Raw genomic sequence first — 17539 nt, forward strand, 5'->3', positions numbered from 1 at the left:
AGAACAATATGCTTAAGTCGATGACTGGTTACGGATCTGTTCACCAGCATGGTGAAGGTCTGGCAGTTCATGTAGAATTGAAAACACTCAATTCGAAATTCCTCGATCTGAATGTGCGCATGCCGCACGAACTGTATGATCAGGAAGCCACAATCAAAAGGCTGGTTTCCGACCGGCTCGTTCGTGGCAAGGTGATGTTGAATATTGACATCGTTCAGGAGGAGGATCCTGAACCCAGCCAGGGATATAATGCCACCCTGTTCAAGAAATATTATAATAAGCTTCGTGAATTGGCTGAGCTCGTGGGAGACAGGGGTGATGATCTTTTTCGTCTGGCGCTCGAATCGCCAGATGTCATTATTAATCAGGAAGAACATCCTTTTTCAGAGGCGCAACTTAACCTGATCCTGGGTGCGGTAGACAGGGCCATCGACCAGTGTGATTCATTCAGGAAGGAAGAAGGGAACCGGCTGAGGGATGAACTTCGCCAGTATGGTCTTGTGATAAAGCAGAATCTTGAGGCACTTGCCGCGATTGATCCGGATCGCATAGAAAGGATTGGAACACGAATTAAAAATAATATTTCCCGGCTGGTGGAAGAAGAAGGTCTGGATGAAAATCGTCTCGAACAGGAGTTGGTTTACTACATCGAAAAACTTGACATCACAGAGGAAAAAGTACGCCTTTTCAGTCACATAGATTTCTTCCTGGAGACTCTTGAAAGTAATGAAAACAGTGGCAAAAAACTGGGGTTCATTTCACAGGAGATGGGGCGTGAGATAAATACGATCGGTTCCAAGGCTAATGATGCCTCGATTCAGAAACATGTGGTTGCCATGAAAGAAGAACTGGAAAAAATTAAGGAACAGGTCCTGAATATCGTTTAGTTATAAATCTTCAAGCACTTCTTCCAGTCCCATGCTACGCGAGCCCTTCAGCAGGATCAGATAATCTGTGAAATCTTCGTCATGCAGAGCTAATTTCAAGGCAGATTTTTCATTGAAATGCTTAGCTGCGCCACACTCCTCAGCAGCATAGGCCATGTCGTTTCCATAAAGATATATGGTGTCGATCCCTGAGGTTTTCAACCATTTGCCAATATTCCGGTGTTCCTCCTCACTTGTAACACCCAGTTCCTTCATATCACCCAGAATGACCGCCTTTTTCTTTCCTTTCATTGAAAGCAGATTTTCAAGGGCCGATTTCATGGATGAAGGGTTTGCATTATAGGCATCCATGATGATGGTAAAGTCTTCTTTGGAAATTACCTGCGACCGGTTGTTGACCGGGTTATAGGAGGCAATGGCTGATTCTGCGTCGCGGGCCGGAACATTAAAATATTTTCCGATGCACAAGGCAACTGCCATATTCTCAAAATTGTAGGATCCGATAAGTTGAGTGTGTACAGTGTTCCCAGACTCTGCCTTCAAAACAATATGCGGATTGGCTTCAATGAACTCGCAATGATAGAAGTCCCCCGGATTTGGATAGAACAAAGGCGTTTTAAAGCGTTTTGCCATATTCGATAGAATAGGATTATTTGAATTTATCCATACAACGCCGTCATAATTAATAAGATGCTGATAAAGCTCGCTCTTTCCTTTTATGACACCTTCAAAGCCCCCAAACCCTTCAATATGTGCTTTGCCAATGTTGGTGATCAGCCCATGATCCGGTAAAGCAATCTCACATAAGCGTGCAATCTCACCCTGGTGATTGGCACCCATTTCTATAATGGCTATCTCGTGCTCTGGTTTGATCGATAGTATTGTAAGTGGCACACCGATGTGGTTGTTCAGATTTCCGCGGGTCGCCAGTGTGCGGTATTTTTTACTTAGAACAGCATCAATCAGCTCTTTCGTTGTTGTCTTTCCGTTCGAGCCGGTAAGACCAATTACTGGGATCGTTAACTGTTTACGGTGATGCGTAGCCAGTTGCTGCAACGTGCTTAACGTATCCTCGACCACCACGTATCGCTCATCCTGGGCATAGGCCTCATCATCAATCACAGCAAGCGATGCGCCTTTATTCAAGGCGTCCTCCGCAAATGCGTTGGCATTAAAATTCGGACCTTTCAATGCGAAGAATATATCCCCTTCACTAATCTTTCGTGTATCGGTGGAAACCCCCCGGTATTGCAGGTAATTAGTGTACAGTTTTTCGATCATACACGTATATTTATAGTTACGAAGATAAAAATTTTAAATTTTGACTGTGCGGAGGGTATCTTTTTTTCTGATAATCTTTTTGATGTGCCAGGCGGGAGTGCTCCATGGTCAGAATTATCTGTCTGTTCCGGATATCCCTGTCTCGGAAATGGGATCGACGCTAAAAAATCCATGGTCCGGCGGATTAACTGCGCCTCAGTTCAGTATGGGTGATTTAAACTTTGACGGTGTTGAGGACCTCATCCTATTTGATCGTTATTCTGATCGAGTCCTTCCATTTGTCCGGCAAGGTGACCAATTCATGTATGCGCCGCAATATGTTTCCCAATTTCCACAATCGCTTGACAACTGGGTCCTTTTGCGGGATTTCAATGGCGACGGTAAGAAGGATATTTTTACGAGTACTTCTCTCGGAATGGAAGTATACGTGAATGTTGGCAATGCCGATGAAGGTCTGAAATGGCGCAGGTATAATGATAAGTCGCCAGCCCCATCTCCCTTGCTAACAAAGGGATTTAATAGTATTATCAATTTACAATTGAATGCTACCGATATTCCGGCCATTGATGATATCGACTCGGATGGTGATCTTGATATCCTGGTATTCCGGTTCGCAGGAGGGTCTACAGTGGAGTGGCACCGGAATTTTGCCGTAGAGCGTACCGGTTTGATTGATTCAATGCAGTTCGAGCGGGTTACCAGTGCCTGGGGCGAATTTCGTGAGTGTATCTGCGGCACTTTCGCTTTTAATAATGAGGACTGTCCGATACCCGGGGGTCGGCCTGCCCATGAGGGAGGCAAGACGCTGCTGACAATTGATATGGATGGCGACGGTGACCGCGATGTGAGTGTAAGTGAGGAAACCTGTGATGAGCTCTTTTTCCTTCGGAATGACGGCACAAGCAGCGACGCTTTATTTTCCACGTTGCTGCAGAATCCGTTGGAAGAAAATGGTCCGTTTTTCCCTGCAGCTTATTACGAAGATTTTTCAGGTGATGGAACCAGGGATTTGGTGGTTGCCACTAACTGGCCATCAGCGCAGGAAAATCGCCTGGAGCGTGTGAACCTGTTCTTAAATTCGGGTAGTACCGATAACCCTGTACTTACTCCCTCAGGAGATCGTTTTATTCTGGATCAGATGGTTGATATCGGATCCATGTCTCATCCCGCGTTTATCGATTATGACGGCGACGGAGACCTGGATATGTTCGTTGGGAATTATTCTGACGGGGACAATCCTGAACCGGTTGGAAGTGTAAAACTTTATGAAAATATCGGGACATCAGTCCAGCCGTCTTTTCAAAAAAGCAATGATGATTTCCTGCAACTTGGATCCCTTCAACTCTTTAATATTCGGCCATTCTTTCGTGAAGTGACGGGCGATTCACACCTTGATTTTTGTTTTCTGGCAAGAAATGCCGGACTCGGGAACCGGCTCTATGTAATTCCTGGAAGCGGCAATACAGCCAATCCTTTTCCCGGAAATCCAATAGTCGTATTCACAGAACTGGGTGATCAGGATGTGGTTTCTATTGAGGATGTGAATGGAGATGGCATCCGGGACTTACTGGCTGGTCGTGTTACGGGCCGTGTAGAATTATATACAGGTAGGCTGGCAGATGGTCTGATCAGCTTTTCGTTCGCGGAGTCAGATGTATTTGGTTTAGGCAATGATAATTTCCGCGGCGCTACATTTCTCGTAAAGCAGGATGTGGACCAGGATGGCACAGCCGATCTTGTTCGCGTGGATAGCCGTGGCGGACTTGCATGGTTGCCGGAATCGGATGTGCAAAATCTGTGGGAAGAGATGCGTCTGTTCTCAGTTGAGGATAACCAGATGTTTGCCGGCAGAAACCTGGCCCCGGTCTTCGTAAATCTGCTCAATCTCAACGCGGATCAACTGGTACTTGGGTCGGGTGCGGGAGGACTTCAGGTTTATAAAGCGGAATCCTCCGTGGTTAACCCTCCCGGGGAGCGGTCTTTTGTGATATTTCCAAATCCCGTTGTTCAGGGCAGCAGAATTACTGTCAGGTCTTCCGTACGTTCGGAGCTGCAGATCATCGATGGTATAGGACGTGTCCTGGGCCGTTTCAATGATGTGCCGGCTAATACAAATTATGAAATTCCGGTAAGTCGTTTTGCCGCCGGTATTTATTTTCTGAAGGCCTCTTTTCAGGATGGAGGTACAGTTACAAGACAATTTGTAATTACGCGGTAATGCGCTTGTTGCTGTATATCCGTATTTCATCAAATAATCTGGAATTGCCACCGGAGTTTGTTCAGCAAATGCGGTCGGATAGATTCATTATCACCGATATCGATAATCAAAGTGGAAAAGAAGTAATAGATATTGCTTCGCGTGCAATTCACGAAGCTGAAAAGTGCGGTGTTCTGATTGATATCAGAAATCAGGAGGCACCTGTTGAAAAACTCTTTCCTGTTTTTAAGGCGTTAACCAGGGGAGGCCAAAATGTGCTTTGGTATCAGAGTGAGTATTCAGATAATCTGGAAAAATTCCGTTTGAAAAATTCCGGTCATGTTCTGGATTTACCTTCCGCCGGCTCTTTCATATTATCATTTTTAACAGATTAGTTAAAAATTTGATACTCAGTTATCAACCCATTTTGTATTTTCATGAAAAACTAACTTTGGAAAATTATGCGCTGGCAAGGACGTAGACAAAGCGGCAATGTTGATGACCGTCGGGGGATGGGTTCAATGGGCAAAAGAGGTTCAATCGGTTGTGGTGGACTCATAGTAATCCTTCTTATTTCATGGCTGCTTGGCGGAAATCCACTTCAGCTTCTTGAAACGGTGGAGATGGCAGCTCCCCAAACCAATACACAGAACTATCAGCCATCGGCCGAGGAAGAACAACTGGCCGCTTTTGTAAAAGTAGTTCTTGCAGATACGGAAGATGTTTGGAATAAGATATTCATGGAGACATACGGTGAAGATTATCCGGATCCCACCCTGGTATTGTTTACCGGGAGTGTTCAGTCCGCCTGTGGTTTTGCGAGTGCCGCAACCGGCCCGTTTTACTGTCCGCCCGATCAGCGCGTATATATCGACCTGAGTTTTTATGATGATCTGAAAAACAAGTTTGGCGCACCGGGAGATTTTGCAATGGCCTATGTGGTTGCTCATGAGGTGGGTCATCATGTGCAGAATCTGTTGGGATATACCGACAAAGTGCATCAAATGCGCGGACAAGTAAGTGAACGGGAATACAACCAGCTTTCTGTACGCCTCGAACTGCAGGCTGATTTTCTCGCTGGTTTCTGGGCTCATCATGCCCAGGAGATGAATGATATACTGGAAAAAGGAGATATCGCCGAGGCGCTTAATGCGGCAAATGCGATAGGGGATGACCGCCTTCAGCGACAATCCCAGGGCAGGGTAGTCCCGGATGCCTTCACACACGGGACCTCCGAGCAACGGATGCGATGGTTCCGGCGAGGGTTTGAAACCGGGGATCTCTCACAGGGAGATACCTTTAGTGCAACCAGTTTATAAAGGGTTACAGCGAGAGGTATGACCTGTCACGTCTTTCCAGACGCGATTGACCACTTACACTTAATACCTTGTCTACTTCCGCAGCGGCCTCTCTGCCTTCTGCGATTGCCCAAACCACGAGTGACTGGCCTCTTCTGGCATCTCCTGCAGCGAAAATTCGCGGATCTGACGTTCGGTATTTTTTCGTCTTTATGTTTCCCCGTGGATCTGTTTCCAGTTTAAGCTGATCGGGAAGTTCGCGCTCAGGAGAGACAAATCCGATGGCAAGTAATGCAAGGTCGCAGGGAAGGATTCTCTCCGATCCCTCTTTCTCCCGGAATGTACGGTTTCCCTTATCATCGGTGAACCACTCAATCTCTACAACTTCAAGTCCGCTAACCGTACCGTCGCCATTATCGATGAACTTCCTGGTGAGCATAGACCAGGCACGTTCGCCGCCCTCTTCATGGGAGGAGGAAGTTCGTACAACCGTTGGCCATTCAGGCCATGGATTTTGATCCGCATCGCGTTGCGAAGGTGGTTTTGGAAGCAGCTCGAGCTGTGTAACGGATGCTGCACCCTGGCGATGGGATGTACCGATACAATCAGATCCCGTATCACCACCGCCAATCACAATTACATGTTTTCCTGTAGCCTTGATGGTGACCTCGGGTGCGTCATCGCCGGCTACCTCCTTGTTCTGAAGCGAAAGAAAATCCATGGCAAAATGAACGCCATCAAGTTCCCTGCCTTCGATCGAAAGGTCCCGCGGCTTTGTTGCGCCTGTGCACATCAGAAGAATGTCGAAATCCTCGAGTAACTCATCCGGATTGATATTAATGCCTATGTCTGCATTCACTTTAAACCGAATGCCCTCCTCTTCCATGATTTTTACACGCCGGTCCACAACCCATTTTTCGAGTTTGAAATCGGGAATTCCATAGCGTAAAAGACCTCCGATGCGGTCACTTCGCTCAAAAACAGTAACCCAGTGCCCGGCCTTGTTCAACTGTGCTGCCGCCGCCAGTCCGGCCGGACCGCTTCCAACAACAGCCACTTTTTTCCCAGTCCTGAATTCAGGCAGCTGGGGCTTGATCAGACCTGTTTCAAAGGCTTTTTCAGCAATTGTTTTTTCAATATGCTCTATAGCTACCGGTGGCTTATTGATGCCGAGTACGCAGCTTGCTTCACAGGGGGCGGGACAAATCCTGCCTGTAAATTCAGGAAAATTGTTTGTTGAGAGGAGGATAGTTGCGGCCTTTTCCCACTGTTCATTATAAACGGCATCATTGAAATCCGGTATAATATTTCCAAGCGGGCACCCGTTATGGCAGAAGGGGATTCCGCAGTCCATACAGCGTGCTGCCTGTTCTTTTGTCTTGGTTTCCGGGAAAGGCTCGTAAATTTCCTTGTAGTCGCCAATCCTCACTTTGGGATCCCGGCTGTGCGGTAATTCACGATTAAATTTCAAAAATCCATCTGCATGTCCCATACTATACTGCTATTTTAAGATTGCCTTCTTTTTTCTTTTTGTTCAATACCGCCTTATAATCAAAGGGTATTACCTTCACAAAATGCTCCAATTCGGAGTCCCAATTTTTAAGTATCGACGATGCCACCGTACTATGGGTATACGCCATATGTTCTTCGATCAGCGTACGCAGGAGGGTAACATCATCACTGTCGAGCGGATCAAGATCAACCATTCCACGGTTACACATGGCAGGAAATTCCTTGCCCGGATCATAGATGTACGCAATGCCGCCACTCATTCCTGCAGCAAAGTTTTTCCCTGTTTTTCCTAAAATTACCACGCGACCACCGGTCATATATTCACAGGCATGATCGCCTACGCCTTCCACGACCGCCTGAACACCTGAATTTCTCACGGCAAACCGTTCCCCGGCCATACCGCGGATGAATGACTTTCCTTTAGTTGCACCGTAGAATGCTACATTTCCGATGATTATATTCTCCTGGGAAGATTCGAGTTTAGAATCTTCTGTAGGATGTATTATGAGCTTACCGCCGGATAACCCCTTTCCGAAATAATCGTTTGCCTCACCCTCCAGCTGGAATGTAATGCCAGGTGCCAGGAAAGCTCCAAAACTCTGGCCTGCAGATCCGCGGAATCTGTAACAGATCGTATCTTCAGGGAGGCCAACACCTTTATAGATTTTTGATACTTCATTTGAAAGCATCGCGCCAGTCGTGCGATCTGTATTTCGAATATGAAATGATTCAGACACTTTGGATGCGTTGGACAGGGCCTCTTTTGCAAATTCGATCAGTTTCCAGTCGAGAACCTCATCAAGTTCGTGATCCTGCTCAATTTGCTTGTAGATGCCGACATTGGCTGGAACCGATTCTTTATAAAATATTGGCGAAAGATCGAGGTGTTTGTATTTCCAGTGTTTGATATCACTTCGCATTTTCAGTACCTCGGCGTGTCCTACCATCTCATCGATTGTCCGGAATCCGAGCTGTGCCATAATTTCACGCAGATCTTCAGCGAGAAAGCTGAAATAATTTACCACATGTTCCGGATCACCTGTGAATAACTGTCGCAATTCCGGATTTTGTGTGGCAATACCCACAGGACAGGTATTGAGGTGGCATTTACGCATCATGATACATCCCTCAACAACGAGTGCGGCTGTAGATATTCCCCACTCCTCGGCCCCCAGCAGGGTAGCAATGGCAAGGTCTCTGCCGGTGCGCAACTGTCCGTCTGTTTGCACCACAATCCGGCTTCTCAGGTTATTTTTCACCAATGTCTGATGTGCTTCTGCCAAACCCAGTTCCCAGGGGAGGCCGGCATGTCGTATTGAGCTTAATGGTGAAGCACCGGTACCACCATCTGCACCTGAAATGAGAACCACATCCGCATTTGCCTTTGATACCCCTGCCGCTACAGTACCTACTCCTGCTTCAGAAACGAGTTTTACATTGATTCTTGCTTCACGGTTGGCATTTTTCAGATCAAAAATGAGCTGAGCCAGATCCTCAATTGAATAAATATCATGGTGAGGCGGTGGCGAGATCAGTCCGACACCCGGTGTGGAATGACGCACACGGCCGATCCACTCGTCTACCTTATGACCTGGCAACTGACCACCTTCTCCGGGCTTTGCTCCCTGGGCCATTTTAATCTGCAGTTCAGATGCATTTGTCAGGTAGTAACTGGTTACTCCGAAACGGCCTGATGCCACCTGTTTAATGGCCGATCGCTCCCAGTCACCATTGGGTTTCCGTTCAAATCGTATTTCATCTTCACCTCCTTCACCACTGTTGCTTTTTGCTCCAATGCGGTTCATGGCAATGGCCAGCGTCGAATGGGCTTCATGGGATATAGATCCGAAGGACATGGCCCCGGTGGCAAAACGTTTGAAAATAGATTCCTTACTCTCTACCTCTTCAATGGGGACCGAAGGGCGGTCCTTGAATTCAAAAAGGCCGCGCAGCGTGAGTGCCTGTTTGGCCTGGTCATTGATCTTTGCAGCGAACTTCTTGTAGAGGGCATAATTATTTTTACGGGTTGACTGCTGGAGCAGATGTATTGTTTCCGGATTGAACAGGTGCCGTTCACCCCTCCGTTTCCATTGGTATACGCCGCCTACTTCCAGGGTGTTATCTTCCGTCTGATAGGCATACCGGTGTCGAACCAGAATTTCTTTTGTGAGCTCTTCAAACCCAAGACCCTCGATCCTTGAAGTAGAACCCTTGAAGCATTTGTCAACAACGCGGTTCGACAATCCGAGTATTTCGAAGATCTGCGATGACTGGTACGACTGGAGTGTACTGATTCCCATTTTTGACAATACCTTCAGTAATCCATACCCGATAGCTTTTTGATAATTCCGGAATGCCTCTTCCATCGTGAGTTCCTTCTCAATCAGACCCGACTTATTCATGTCGTGAATTGTTTCGAGGGCCAGATACGGATTGATCGCACTGGCTCCATACCCTATTGCGGTGGCGAAATGATGCGTTTCACGAATATCACCAGCTTCCAGAATCAACCCGGCACGCGTGCGCAGTTTTTTACTCACAAGGTAATGGTGAACCGCCCCGATGGCCATTAGTGAAGGTATGGGGGCGTGCTGCCGGGTAATCTGCCGGTCTGAGATGATCAGAACTTTTTTACCCTGACTGATCAGGTTTTCTGCCTTCCTGCAAATCGCATCCAGTCCGGCTTCCAGTCCGTTGGGATCCTCTACATCAAATGTTGAATTGATAATGCCATAGTCGAAACCCTTCGATGCAAGGTTCTTGAATTTTTGGATATCACTGTTCAGCAGGACTGGCTGGGAAATGTGTATCTGTTTGGTGTGCAGCGGACTTTCCTCAAGTATATTCAGGCTTTCCCCAACCCTGGTAAACAGTGACATGACCATGCGCTCCCGGATGGGATCAATAGGCGGATTACTTACCTGCGCAAAGAGCTGTTTAAAATAGTTGCTGATATGCTGACTTTGATCTGAAAGTACGGCCAACGGGGTATCTGCACCCATAGATCCAATTGGTTCTGTGGCTGAAGCAGCCATAGGCCCCAGGATCAGACGTAGTTCTTCTGACGTATAGCCAAAAACTTTCTGACGCCGGGTTAATGACGCTTCGTGGAAACCCGAGTCCGGAAGCGTAGGCTCCGGCAGGAGGCGTAGCTTTACCCTGTGCTCCTTGATCCAATCCAGGTAAGGCTTCTTGTTTACGATTTCCGCTTTGATCTCATCGTCATAGACGACCCGTTTTTTCGTAAGATCGGCCATCAGCATTTTTCCGGGCTGGATACGGCCTTTTTTGATAATCGTTCGTTCATCAACCGGCAGGGCGCCAGCTTCGGATGCCACAATAAGGCGGTCGTCATTTGTGATACAGTATCGGCCGGGGCGCAGTCCGTTCCGGTCCAGTGTTGCGCCCACCTTTTCTCCATCGGTAAAGATGAGTGCCGCCGGACCATCCCATGGTTCCATTAATGATGCATGATATTTATAAAAGGCTTTTCGGTTGGTATCCATCAACTCATTGTCTTCCCAGGCTTCAGGGACAAGCATCATCATCACATGAGGAAGTGGCCGCCCGCTGAGTACCAGCATTTCAACCAGTGCATCGAGATTGGCAGAATCCGAATGGGTGGGATCGGTGATAGGAAGTAATTTGTGAAGTTCATCATCGGTGAAAAGCCCGGATTTCATCATGGCTTCCTTTGATTTCATTTTGGTAACATTTCCGCGGATCGTATTGATCTCCCCGTTATGGGCCAGATAACGAAAGGGCTGAGCCAGCTTCCAGTTAGGGAATGTATTGGTAGAGAAGCGGGAATGAACGATTGCCAATGCTGATTTCAGCGTTTTTTCCTGAAGGTCGAGGTAATACGGTCTCAGTTGATTTGTGCGCAGCTGACCTTTGTAGATAATAGTTTTGTAGGAAAGACTTGTTACATAGAAATCACCGTTGTTACCGGGGATATTGTGGCCAATATAATGGGTGGTATAATTGCGCAATACAAATAACTTACGTTCCAGTGCTTCGCCCGTAAGCCCCTCAGAATGCCTCAAAAAAACCTGTTCAATGACTGGTTCAACGCGGCTGGCACCGGAACCCGGAATGTTACGGTTTACCGGAACTTCCCGGTATCCCAGGATTTCAAATCCCATTTCACTGGCATGATCTTCAAGGGTGGCGCGGCATTTTTCACGCACCTGCTGATTTGTGGGGAAAAAGATCATTCCGCAACCATAGGTTCCAGGCTTGGGTAGGTCAAAACCCAGCTCCAAACATTTTATACGCAAGAAATCATGGGGTAACTGAATGAGGATACCAGCCCCATCGCCAGTTTCAGGGTCGCTGCCCGTTCCTCCGCGATGTTCCATATTTTCAAGCATATCCAGCGCGTCCTGGATGATCTCATGACCTTTAATGCCCTGTATATTGGCAATACATCCTATTCCGCATGCGTCATGTTCAAACTCAGGACGGTATAATCCTTGGGGCTTGTTATTCATCGTACGTCGTTTATTGGTTGGTGTCGTGCTGTTGTACCGGATGGACCGAGACGCGGGTAAGACGCCGGCTAGTGGTTTTTTTTAAAACAGCAATGTTAAAGTTACTAAAAACTTAGCAAAATTCCGCACCATAATTTGCTGTGCATTATGGTGCACGGTGAGTGTATTTATTATTTTTTCAAAAAAAATTTAAATAATTAAATTAATTGTAAAACCGGATCGATCAGTGTTTCATGATCTGATATTTTCACAAAAACAGGAAGGATTATTTTTTTATAAATTTTCTGGATATAATCTCGTTTTGATGTGTCATCAGTAATATGTAAGTACCTGCAGGGAATAAAGATATGTCAAATCGCAGTTGGGATTGGCTGCTTCTTTCCTCATACATCATTCGTCCGTTCATATCCACGATACGTACCATCACTTCCCCGATAAACGGATGTTCAACCGATAACTGCCGCTCTGCAGGATTCGGGAATACACGTAACCCTGAGGAGATGTCTTCACCTGCCGAGGCTACCGGGTTGCCGCTGCACCATTGAGGATTCGCCTCCCCGAAGTCAAGTATTATTTCATTGGAGAGGTCTGACTGCCCGTTCACTGCATTAGTTATTCGTACCTGGTACCGGCCCTCCGTGGTTGTGCTTATCCCGGGCCCGTTTAAGCCGTCGCCCAGAGACTGCCCGTTAAAAAACCATTCGTATTGAAGATCGAATTCATTTTCCACTCCCTGGAACTGGATATTGGTTTGAAGAATAGCGGTTCCTTCCCTACACAGAATGTCGAGGAGTTGTAATCTGGCCTGCAGAGGCACATTGATTCGTGCTTCATAAATTCCGTTTCCATGGGTTGCCACCCCGATATAACCATCGATAGGACGTACCCGCACCATATCGATGGGAACCGTTCCAATCGTATTCACGGCTTCTCTTTCCCATACCGTGGAGCTTCCGGAAAGTTGTGTGGTGGAAATCAGTCCGACACTCGTTCCAAGCAGATAAATATTACCATTTCCGCCATTGGGCATCATGGTCACCCAGCGAACCGACGGAGCCCCGCCACCAGACAGTCCGGCATTCGAAAGGTTTCCGCTGACGGCATCCCAGCTTGTACCGCCGTTTGTCGAATAAAAAAGGTTTGTCACATTATAGTTGGAAAAGGCAACAACGACGCGGTTGGCATTTGCCGGATCCACGGCAATACTGGTTATGTAGCCGTTGTTTGGAAAACCTGAACCAGTTACGTCATTAATCTGATTCAGTGATGTTGAATTGTCGACCCGAAACAAGCGTCCCCGTTCTGTTCCAATGTACATGATACTCTGGGGAGATTCAGAAGCTGCCATTGCACTCACTTTCTCATTCGAGGGAATCGTAGGCGTTCCGAAAGAAAACCATTTTTCATCCCTGGGATTGTCCCGAACATCGAGAGTATAATAAATACGCCCCTTACCCCCGACAAATACTTTGTTAGGGGCAACAGGATCCGCTAAAATGGGATTTACAAACAGGTTAAATTCCTGGTCGCCACCGTTGGGCGGACTTATATTAAAAGACTGTGGGGCGTTATTCACAAATCCGATTCTGAACACATTTGCATACTGTGCAGTAAAAATCACTGATTGGTTATCGTAATAACAGAATCCACCGTCACCAGCACCAATATTGATCCAGTCGGATGTCCGCGCAGGATCCTGCAGAATAAAGGTTGAATTGTCCTGCATCCCACCCATGATGGAAGGATCGCCTACATTTTCCTCTTCGAATGCCAGGCTGTAGAACTGAGTGGTGACATAACCATTATTCAGATTCTCCCAATCGATCAGGGTACGCTGAACGACCTGGTTATTCTCATTACGAATTTCCGTTTCTGTGTTCTTTAAATTATTGTTTGTAATACTCAGACCTCCATCATGTCCACTGATCATCCGGTTCGGATTCGAAGGGAAAAATGCCAGTGTATGCTGATCTGCATGATGATTGAAATACTGGTTCGCATTATTGTTCCTCGAATAGCCGCCGACCCAATCGATCTGCGTATCATCTGCGAAGGCGTTCCTGGATCTGTACAGGTTTGTACCACCAATGTACACGATGTTGGAATTTGCCGGGTGAACTTTTATGAGCATATTATAAGAGCTCTGGGCGTTATAATCACCTACAATTCCTCCGAACTTAGGCAGTGAAGACGTAAGGTCGGTCCACTCACTTCCATCAGGCGCCGAATCGTCATACCGGTGCAGGCTGTTATTGTCTCCTTTGTTTCCCAGAAAGTATACTATGTTCTCATTAGACGGATCGATACCGATTACCGTTCTGCGGAAGTCGGTCCCGAAGCCGGAGGGTGGGGTTATTTCTACCCAGCTGCCAGCCAATCCTGTTTCAGATCGAAAGATCCCTGAAGGTGCCGTTTTATTTCCTGATGAGTTTGATAGTGTCGCATACACAATACCGGTAGAGGTTACGGCCACCTCGGTCCATATGGCGTCGTTATTGGAAACGATATTACTATGGCCCAAAACCAGCTGTACGGAACTGAAACCATTTGTTGACCTGTAAATTCCACCGAGTGCGGCAGCATATACTTCATCCTGCGTTGTGTTGGAACGGTCTGTTACAATATCATGAACATAGTTGAATGGGGAAGAGAGGTCATTGATCGGGTCGGTGGCTGTAGAAGGAATCCTGTTCCAGGTAATTCCGCCATCCGTCGATTTATAGATGCCGTTTCCGCGATAAGGAGCACCGACGGTGCTGGCCGAACTTCCTGGTAAAATTTCGCCCGTGCCGTAGTACCAAATATTTTCTTTGCCCGGCCGGGTGTCCTGGGTGATACTCCTGATGTTGGGAAGTTCAGTTACCGGTGTAATTCTTGTCCAGGTGTTGCCCAGATTGGTCGATCGCCACAATCCTCCTGAAACACCTCCGGCAAGAATCACATTTTCGTTGGTGATGTCAATTGCTACAGCCCTGCTTCGGCCCCCCACATTGGATGGTCCGGCCGATGTAAAATTAGCCTGAATATTGCGCGCTATTCCATTTTTATCACGAACCACAAATCCCTTGCTCACCGGGAGGCGGGCGGCAAAGGCAAGTTCTTTCTCACGGATATTTTCGGGGATCCGGCCGGTAACAGGGTCTCGGAATCTTAGCAGGTCAAACTCAAACCGGTCAGCGGGATTGTCCTCCGATCCCGTTTCATTTTTTATGGAAGGCAGGTTGAATGCTTTGGCATCCTCGGCGGTTATACGATTTGGCAGGGGCCGCTGAGAATCATTTTCAGCATTACAGGCAACAAGTACAGACAGAACAAGAATGAAGTATCGTAATTTCATAGGGTAGAGAATAACCTGAACATTAAAGATAGGCGATAATGTCCTTTGAGGTGTTGCCTTTTTAGTAATTTTCATCCCGGAATTGAGGGGATTTTTACAAGATTCACCCGTTATGTCTTCCGTATGTCAATTTTTTATGGCGCGCACCATTTCCTTTTTCCCCGGCGGGCCTGGAAGTGTTTCTACGGTCATTCCCGCTTTGACAAGATCTCTCTTCAGTTGGCCCGTGGCCGAATAGGTAACAAAAACCCCCTGTGGATTAAGCGCATCACATGCCTTTTTGATCAGCTCAAAACCCCACATTTCCGGTTGTTTTGAAGGGGCAAATGCGTCATAAAACACAACGTCATAAAGGGCTTCAACCTGAGTTTCCTGCCAGTTTGCGAGAATTTTTTCAATTGAGATCCCGTTTTTATAATCAACACGTTCATTCCAGCCTTGTTGATGAATTATTCGGAACCATTCTTCAGAATCCAGGAGCTTGCCATAATTCAGTGATTCAATCACTTCTGCTGTCAGGGGGAAGGCCTCAAAACTGCTAATGATTACCGGATGATTTGATTTCAGGGACCAAATAACAGTAAGGAGTACATTGAGCCCGGTGCCAAAACCGATTTCCAGGATCCGGATAGGGTTGGCCTGGCACGTCTGAAGGCCTGCATTGATGAAAACGTGCTCAGATTCCTGAATGGCTCCGCGGGTGGAATGATAGGTTTCCCTGAGATCGTCGTTATAAAGACTGTGCGAGCCATCCTCAGTAATAATGAGCCTTACCTGGTTGTCGGTATTCATCCCGAAGTGATCAGTGCAGTTGCATACGCAGTAATTCCTTCTTCCCGGCCAACGAATCCCATTTTTTCTGAAGTCGTAGCCTTAATAGAGACCTGATCGGCATTCACACCCATAACCGCTGCAAGAACCTCTTTCATTTCAGGGATATGCGGATTAACCTTCGGGCGCTGCAGGCAGATGACCGTGTCTACATTCTGAATTTCCCAGCCCTTCTCACTGAGCATATTTACTACATTTTTCAGCAGTATTTTACTGTCGATGCCCCTGTATGCCGGATCTGTATCAGAGAAATGGTATCCTATGTCCCGTAAATTCGCTGCACCCAGCAAGGCATCACAGATTACGTGAATGAGCACATCTGCATCTGAATGTCCTACGGCACCTTTTTCATGGGGAATTTTGATTCCGCCAAGCCACAGGTCATAGCCTTCGGCAAGCTGGTGAACATCATATCCAATTCCGGTTCTAATTTTCATAGTCAGGCATTATGGTAATGCAGCGCACTGCAATTATTTTTCGTCAGGTATTTTTTGGCTGATTCCAGGATGTGGTTCATCTGCACGTTGCGTATATGATCGACTTCCAGGTTTATCTCTTCAGTATTGCCATGGAGGGTATGAATAGCAAGGTTCATTGCCCTGTTCAGCACCTCAACCTCTCCAAAAACCAGGGTTGATTCTGCCTGGTTTTTCACTTTGTCAAGTTCCTCTTCTGTGATGCCCTGATCAATCAGATGATTGATCATTTCAAAAACGGCGGCTTCAGCATCATCTGTACGGGTTCCGGGTGTTAATTGTCCGCTAATCACCAGTAGTCCCGGGTCAAGTGAACCTGTCATGTAGGCATTGATCCCTGAGAAGAGCTTTTTTTCATGAACCAGTACCTTGTGAAGTCTGCTGGATTTACCTCTTCCCAGGATATCGCCCAGCAAATCAGCTGCATAATAGCCGGCATCGTACCGGCCCGGAACATGGAAACACAGGTAAAGCGCTTCTGCTGGTACTTCCGCACTGCAATCGATCCTGCGGTATTCAGTTTGAGGTGGTTCTGCCGGCAATTGTCGCTGATACCCTTCTCCTGATGGAATCGGTCCGAACCATTTTTCAGCCAGTTCCCTCACTTCTTGGGTATGTACATTTCCTGCCACGACAAGGATGGCCTGATCAGGCCTGTAGTGTTTGTAGAAAAACGAGCGGACCTGTTCCATTGTGGCATGTTCGATGTGGCTGATGTCTTTTCCAATCGTGGGCCACTGGTAAGGATGATGGTGGTAGGCCACGGGCCGTAATTTCAACCAGACATCGCCGTATGGCTGATTCAGATATCGCTGTTTGAATTCTTCGATCACTACTTTTCGCTGAACCTCCAGAACATCGGGATTAAAGTTAAGGGCGAGCATGCGGTCTGATTCAAGCCAGAAGCCTGTTTCCAGACTGTGGGATGGAAGTGTCATGTAATAGTTGGTAATGTCGGGACTGGTGAAGGCATTGTTTTCACCACCCACTTTCTGAAGTTCACCGTCGTAGTCGGGGATATTCAAAGATCCGCCAAACATGAGGTGTTCGAACAAATGCGCAAATCCGGTTTTATCAGGGGATTCATCTCTTGATCCAACGTCATACAGAATGTTTATGACCGCTACCTGAACATCATGATCTTCATGGACAATTACCTGCAGGCCATTATCCAGCCTGAACTTCTCATATTTCACCATTGATTGTAAAAATAAAAAGAACCCTTCA

General features: G+C 47.0%; 11 protein-coding genes. 4 read left to right on the forward strand and 7 right to left on the reverse strand.

Annotated elements, in window-relative coordinates; all coding sequences use genetic code 11:
• Nucleotides 1-8: 8 nt before the first annotated feature.
• Nucleotides 9-887 (forward strand): YicC/YloC family endoribonuclease, encoded by an 879-nt coding sequence (locus LDX50_RS29275; protein WP_225699861.1) that lies wholly within the window; start codon nt 9-11, stop codon nt 885-887.
• On the opposite strand, the gene LDX50_RS29280 is transcribed toward LDX50_RS29275, so the two are convergent.
• Complete coding sequence (locus LDX50_RS29280) at nt 888-2168, reverse strand: UDP-N-acetylmuramoyl-tripeptide--D-alanyl-D-alanine ligase (protein WP_225699862.1); 1281 nt, start codon at nt 2166-2168, stop codon at nt 888-890.
• Between the two features lie 82 nt (nt 2169-2250).
• Between LDX50_RS29280 and LDX50_RS29285 the strand changes: the two genes are divergently transcribed.
• From LDX50_RS29285 to ypfJ, 3 genes are all read left to right on the forward strand, one after another.
• Nucleotides 2251-4386 carry an FG-GAP-like repeat-containing protein gene (locus tag LDX50_RS29285; protein WP_225699863.1) on the forward strand — a complete coding sequence of 712 codons (2136 nt, stop codon included), beginning with the start codon at nt 2251-2253 and terminating at the stop codon, nt 4384-4386.
• Complete coding sequence (locus LDX50_RS29290) at nt 4386-4760, forward strand: hypothetical protein (RefSeq protein WP_225699864.1); 375 nt, start codon at nt 4386-4388, stop codon at nt 4758-4760. Before LDX50_RS29285 ends, LDX50_RS29290 begins: the two co-directional genes overlap by 1 nt.
• 66 nt (nt 4761-4826) lie before the next feature.
• Nucleotides 4827-5684, forward strand: coding sequence for a KPN_02809 family neutral zinc metallopeptidase (gene ypfJ / locus LDX50_RS29295; protein WP_225699865.1), 858 nt, complete (start codon nt 4827-4829; stop codon nt 5682-5684).
• A 4-nt stretch (nt 5685-5688) separates the two neighbouring features.
• Here the strand turns inward: ypfJ and LDX50_RS29300 are convergent, their stop codons facing one another.
• The 6 genes from LDX50_RS29300 to LDX50_RS29325 form a co-directional block, all read right to left on the reverse strand.
• A complete protein-coding gene (locus LDX50_RS29300) occupies nt 5689-7155 on the reverse strand; it encodes a glutamate synthase subunit beta (RefSeq protein ID WP_225699866.1) in 1467 nt (488 codons plus the stop codon).
• 1 nt (nt 7156) lies between these two features.
• A complete protein-coding gene (gene gltB, locus LDX50_RS29305) occupies nt 7157-11668 on the reverse strand; it encodes a glutamate synthase large subunit (protein WP_225699867.1) in 4512 nt (1503 codons plus the stop codon).
• 265 nt (nt 11669-11933) lie between these two features.
• A complete protein-coding gene (locus tag LDX50_RS29310) occupies nt 11934-15005 on the reverse strand; it encodes a T9SS type A sorting domain-containing protein (protein WP_225699868.1) in 3072 nt (1023 codons plus the stop codon).
• 126 nt (nt 15006-15131) lie between these two features.
• A complete protein-coding gene (gene mnmC2 / locus LDX50_RS29315) occupies nt 15132-15797 on the reverse strand; it encodes a tRNA (5-methylaminomethyl-2-thiouridine)(34)-methyltransferase MnmC2 (RefSeq protein WP_225699869.1) in 666 nt (221 codons plus the stop codon).
• The gene (ispF, locus tag LDX50_RS29320; protein ID WP_225699870.1) at nt 15794-16273 is read right to left on the reverse strand and encodes a 2-C-methyl-D-erythritol 2,4-cyclodiphosphate synthase; all 480 of its coding nucleotides are present in this window, start codon (nt 16271-16273) and stop codon (nt 15794-15796) included. The genes mnmC2 and ispF overlap by 4 nt, the downstream gene beginning before the upstream one ends.
• Nucleotides 16274-16275: 2 nt before the next feature.
• A complete protein-coding gene (locus LDX50_RS29325) occupies nt 16276-17511 on the reverse strand; it encodes a M16 family metallopeptidase (protein WP_225699871.1) in 1236 nt (411 codons plus the stop codon).
• Nucleotides 17512-17539: the final 28 nt, after the last annotated feature.

It is taken from the genome of Fulvivirga sedimenti (assembly GCF_020328055.1).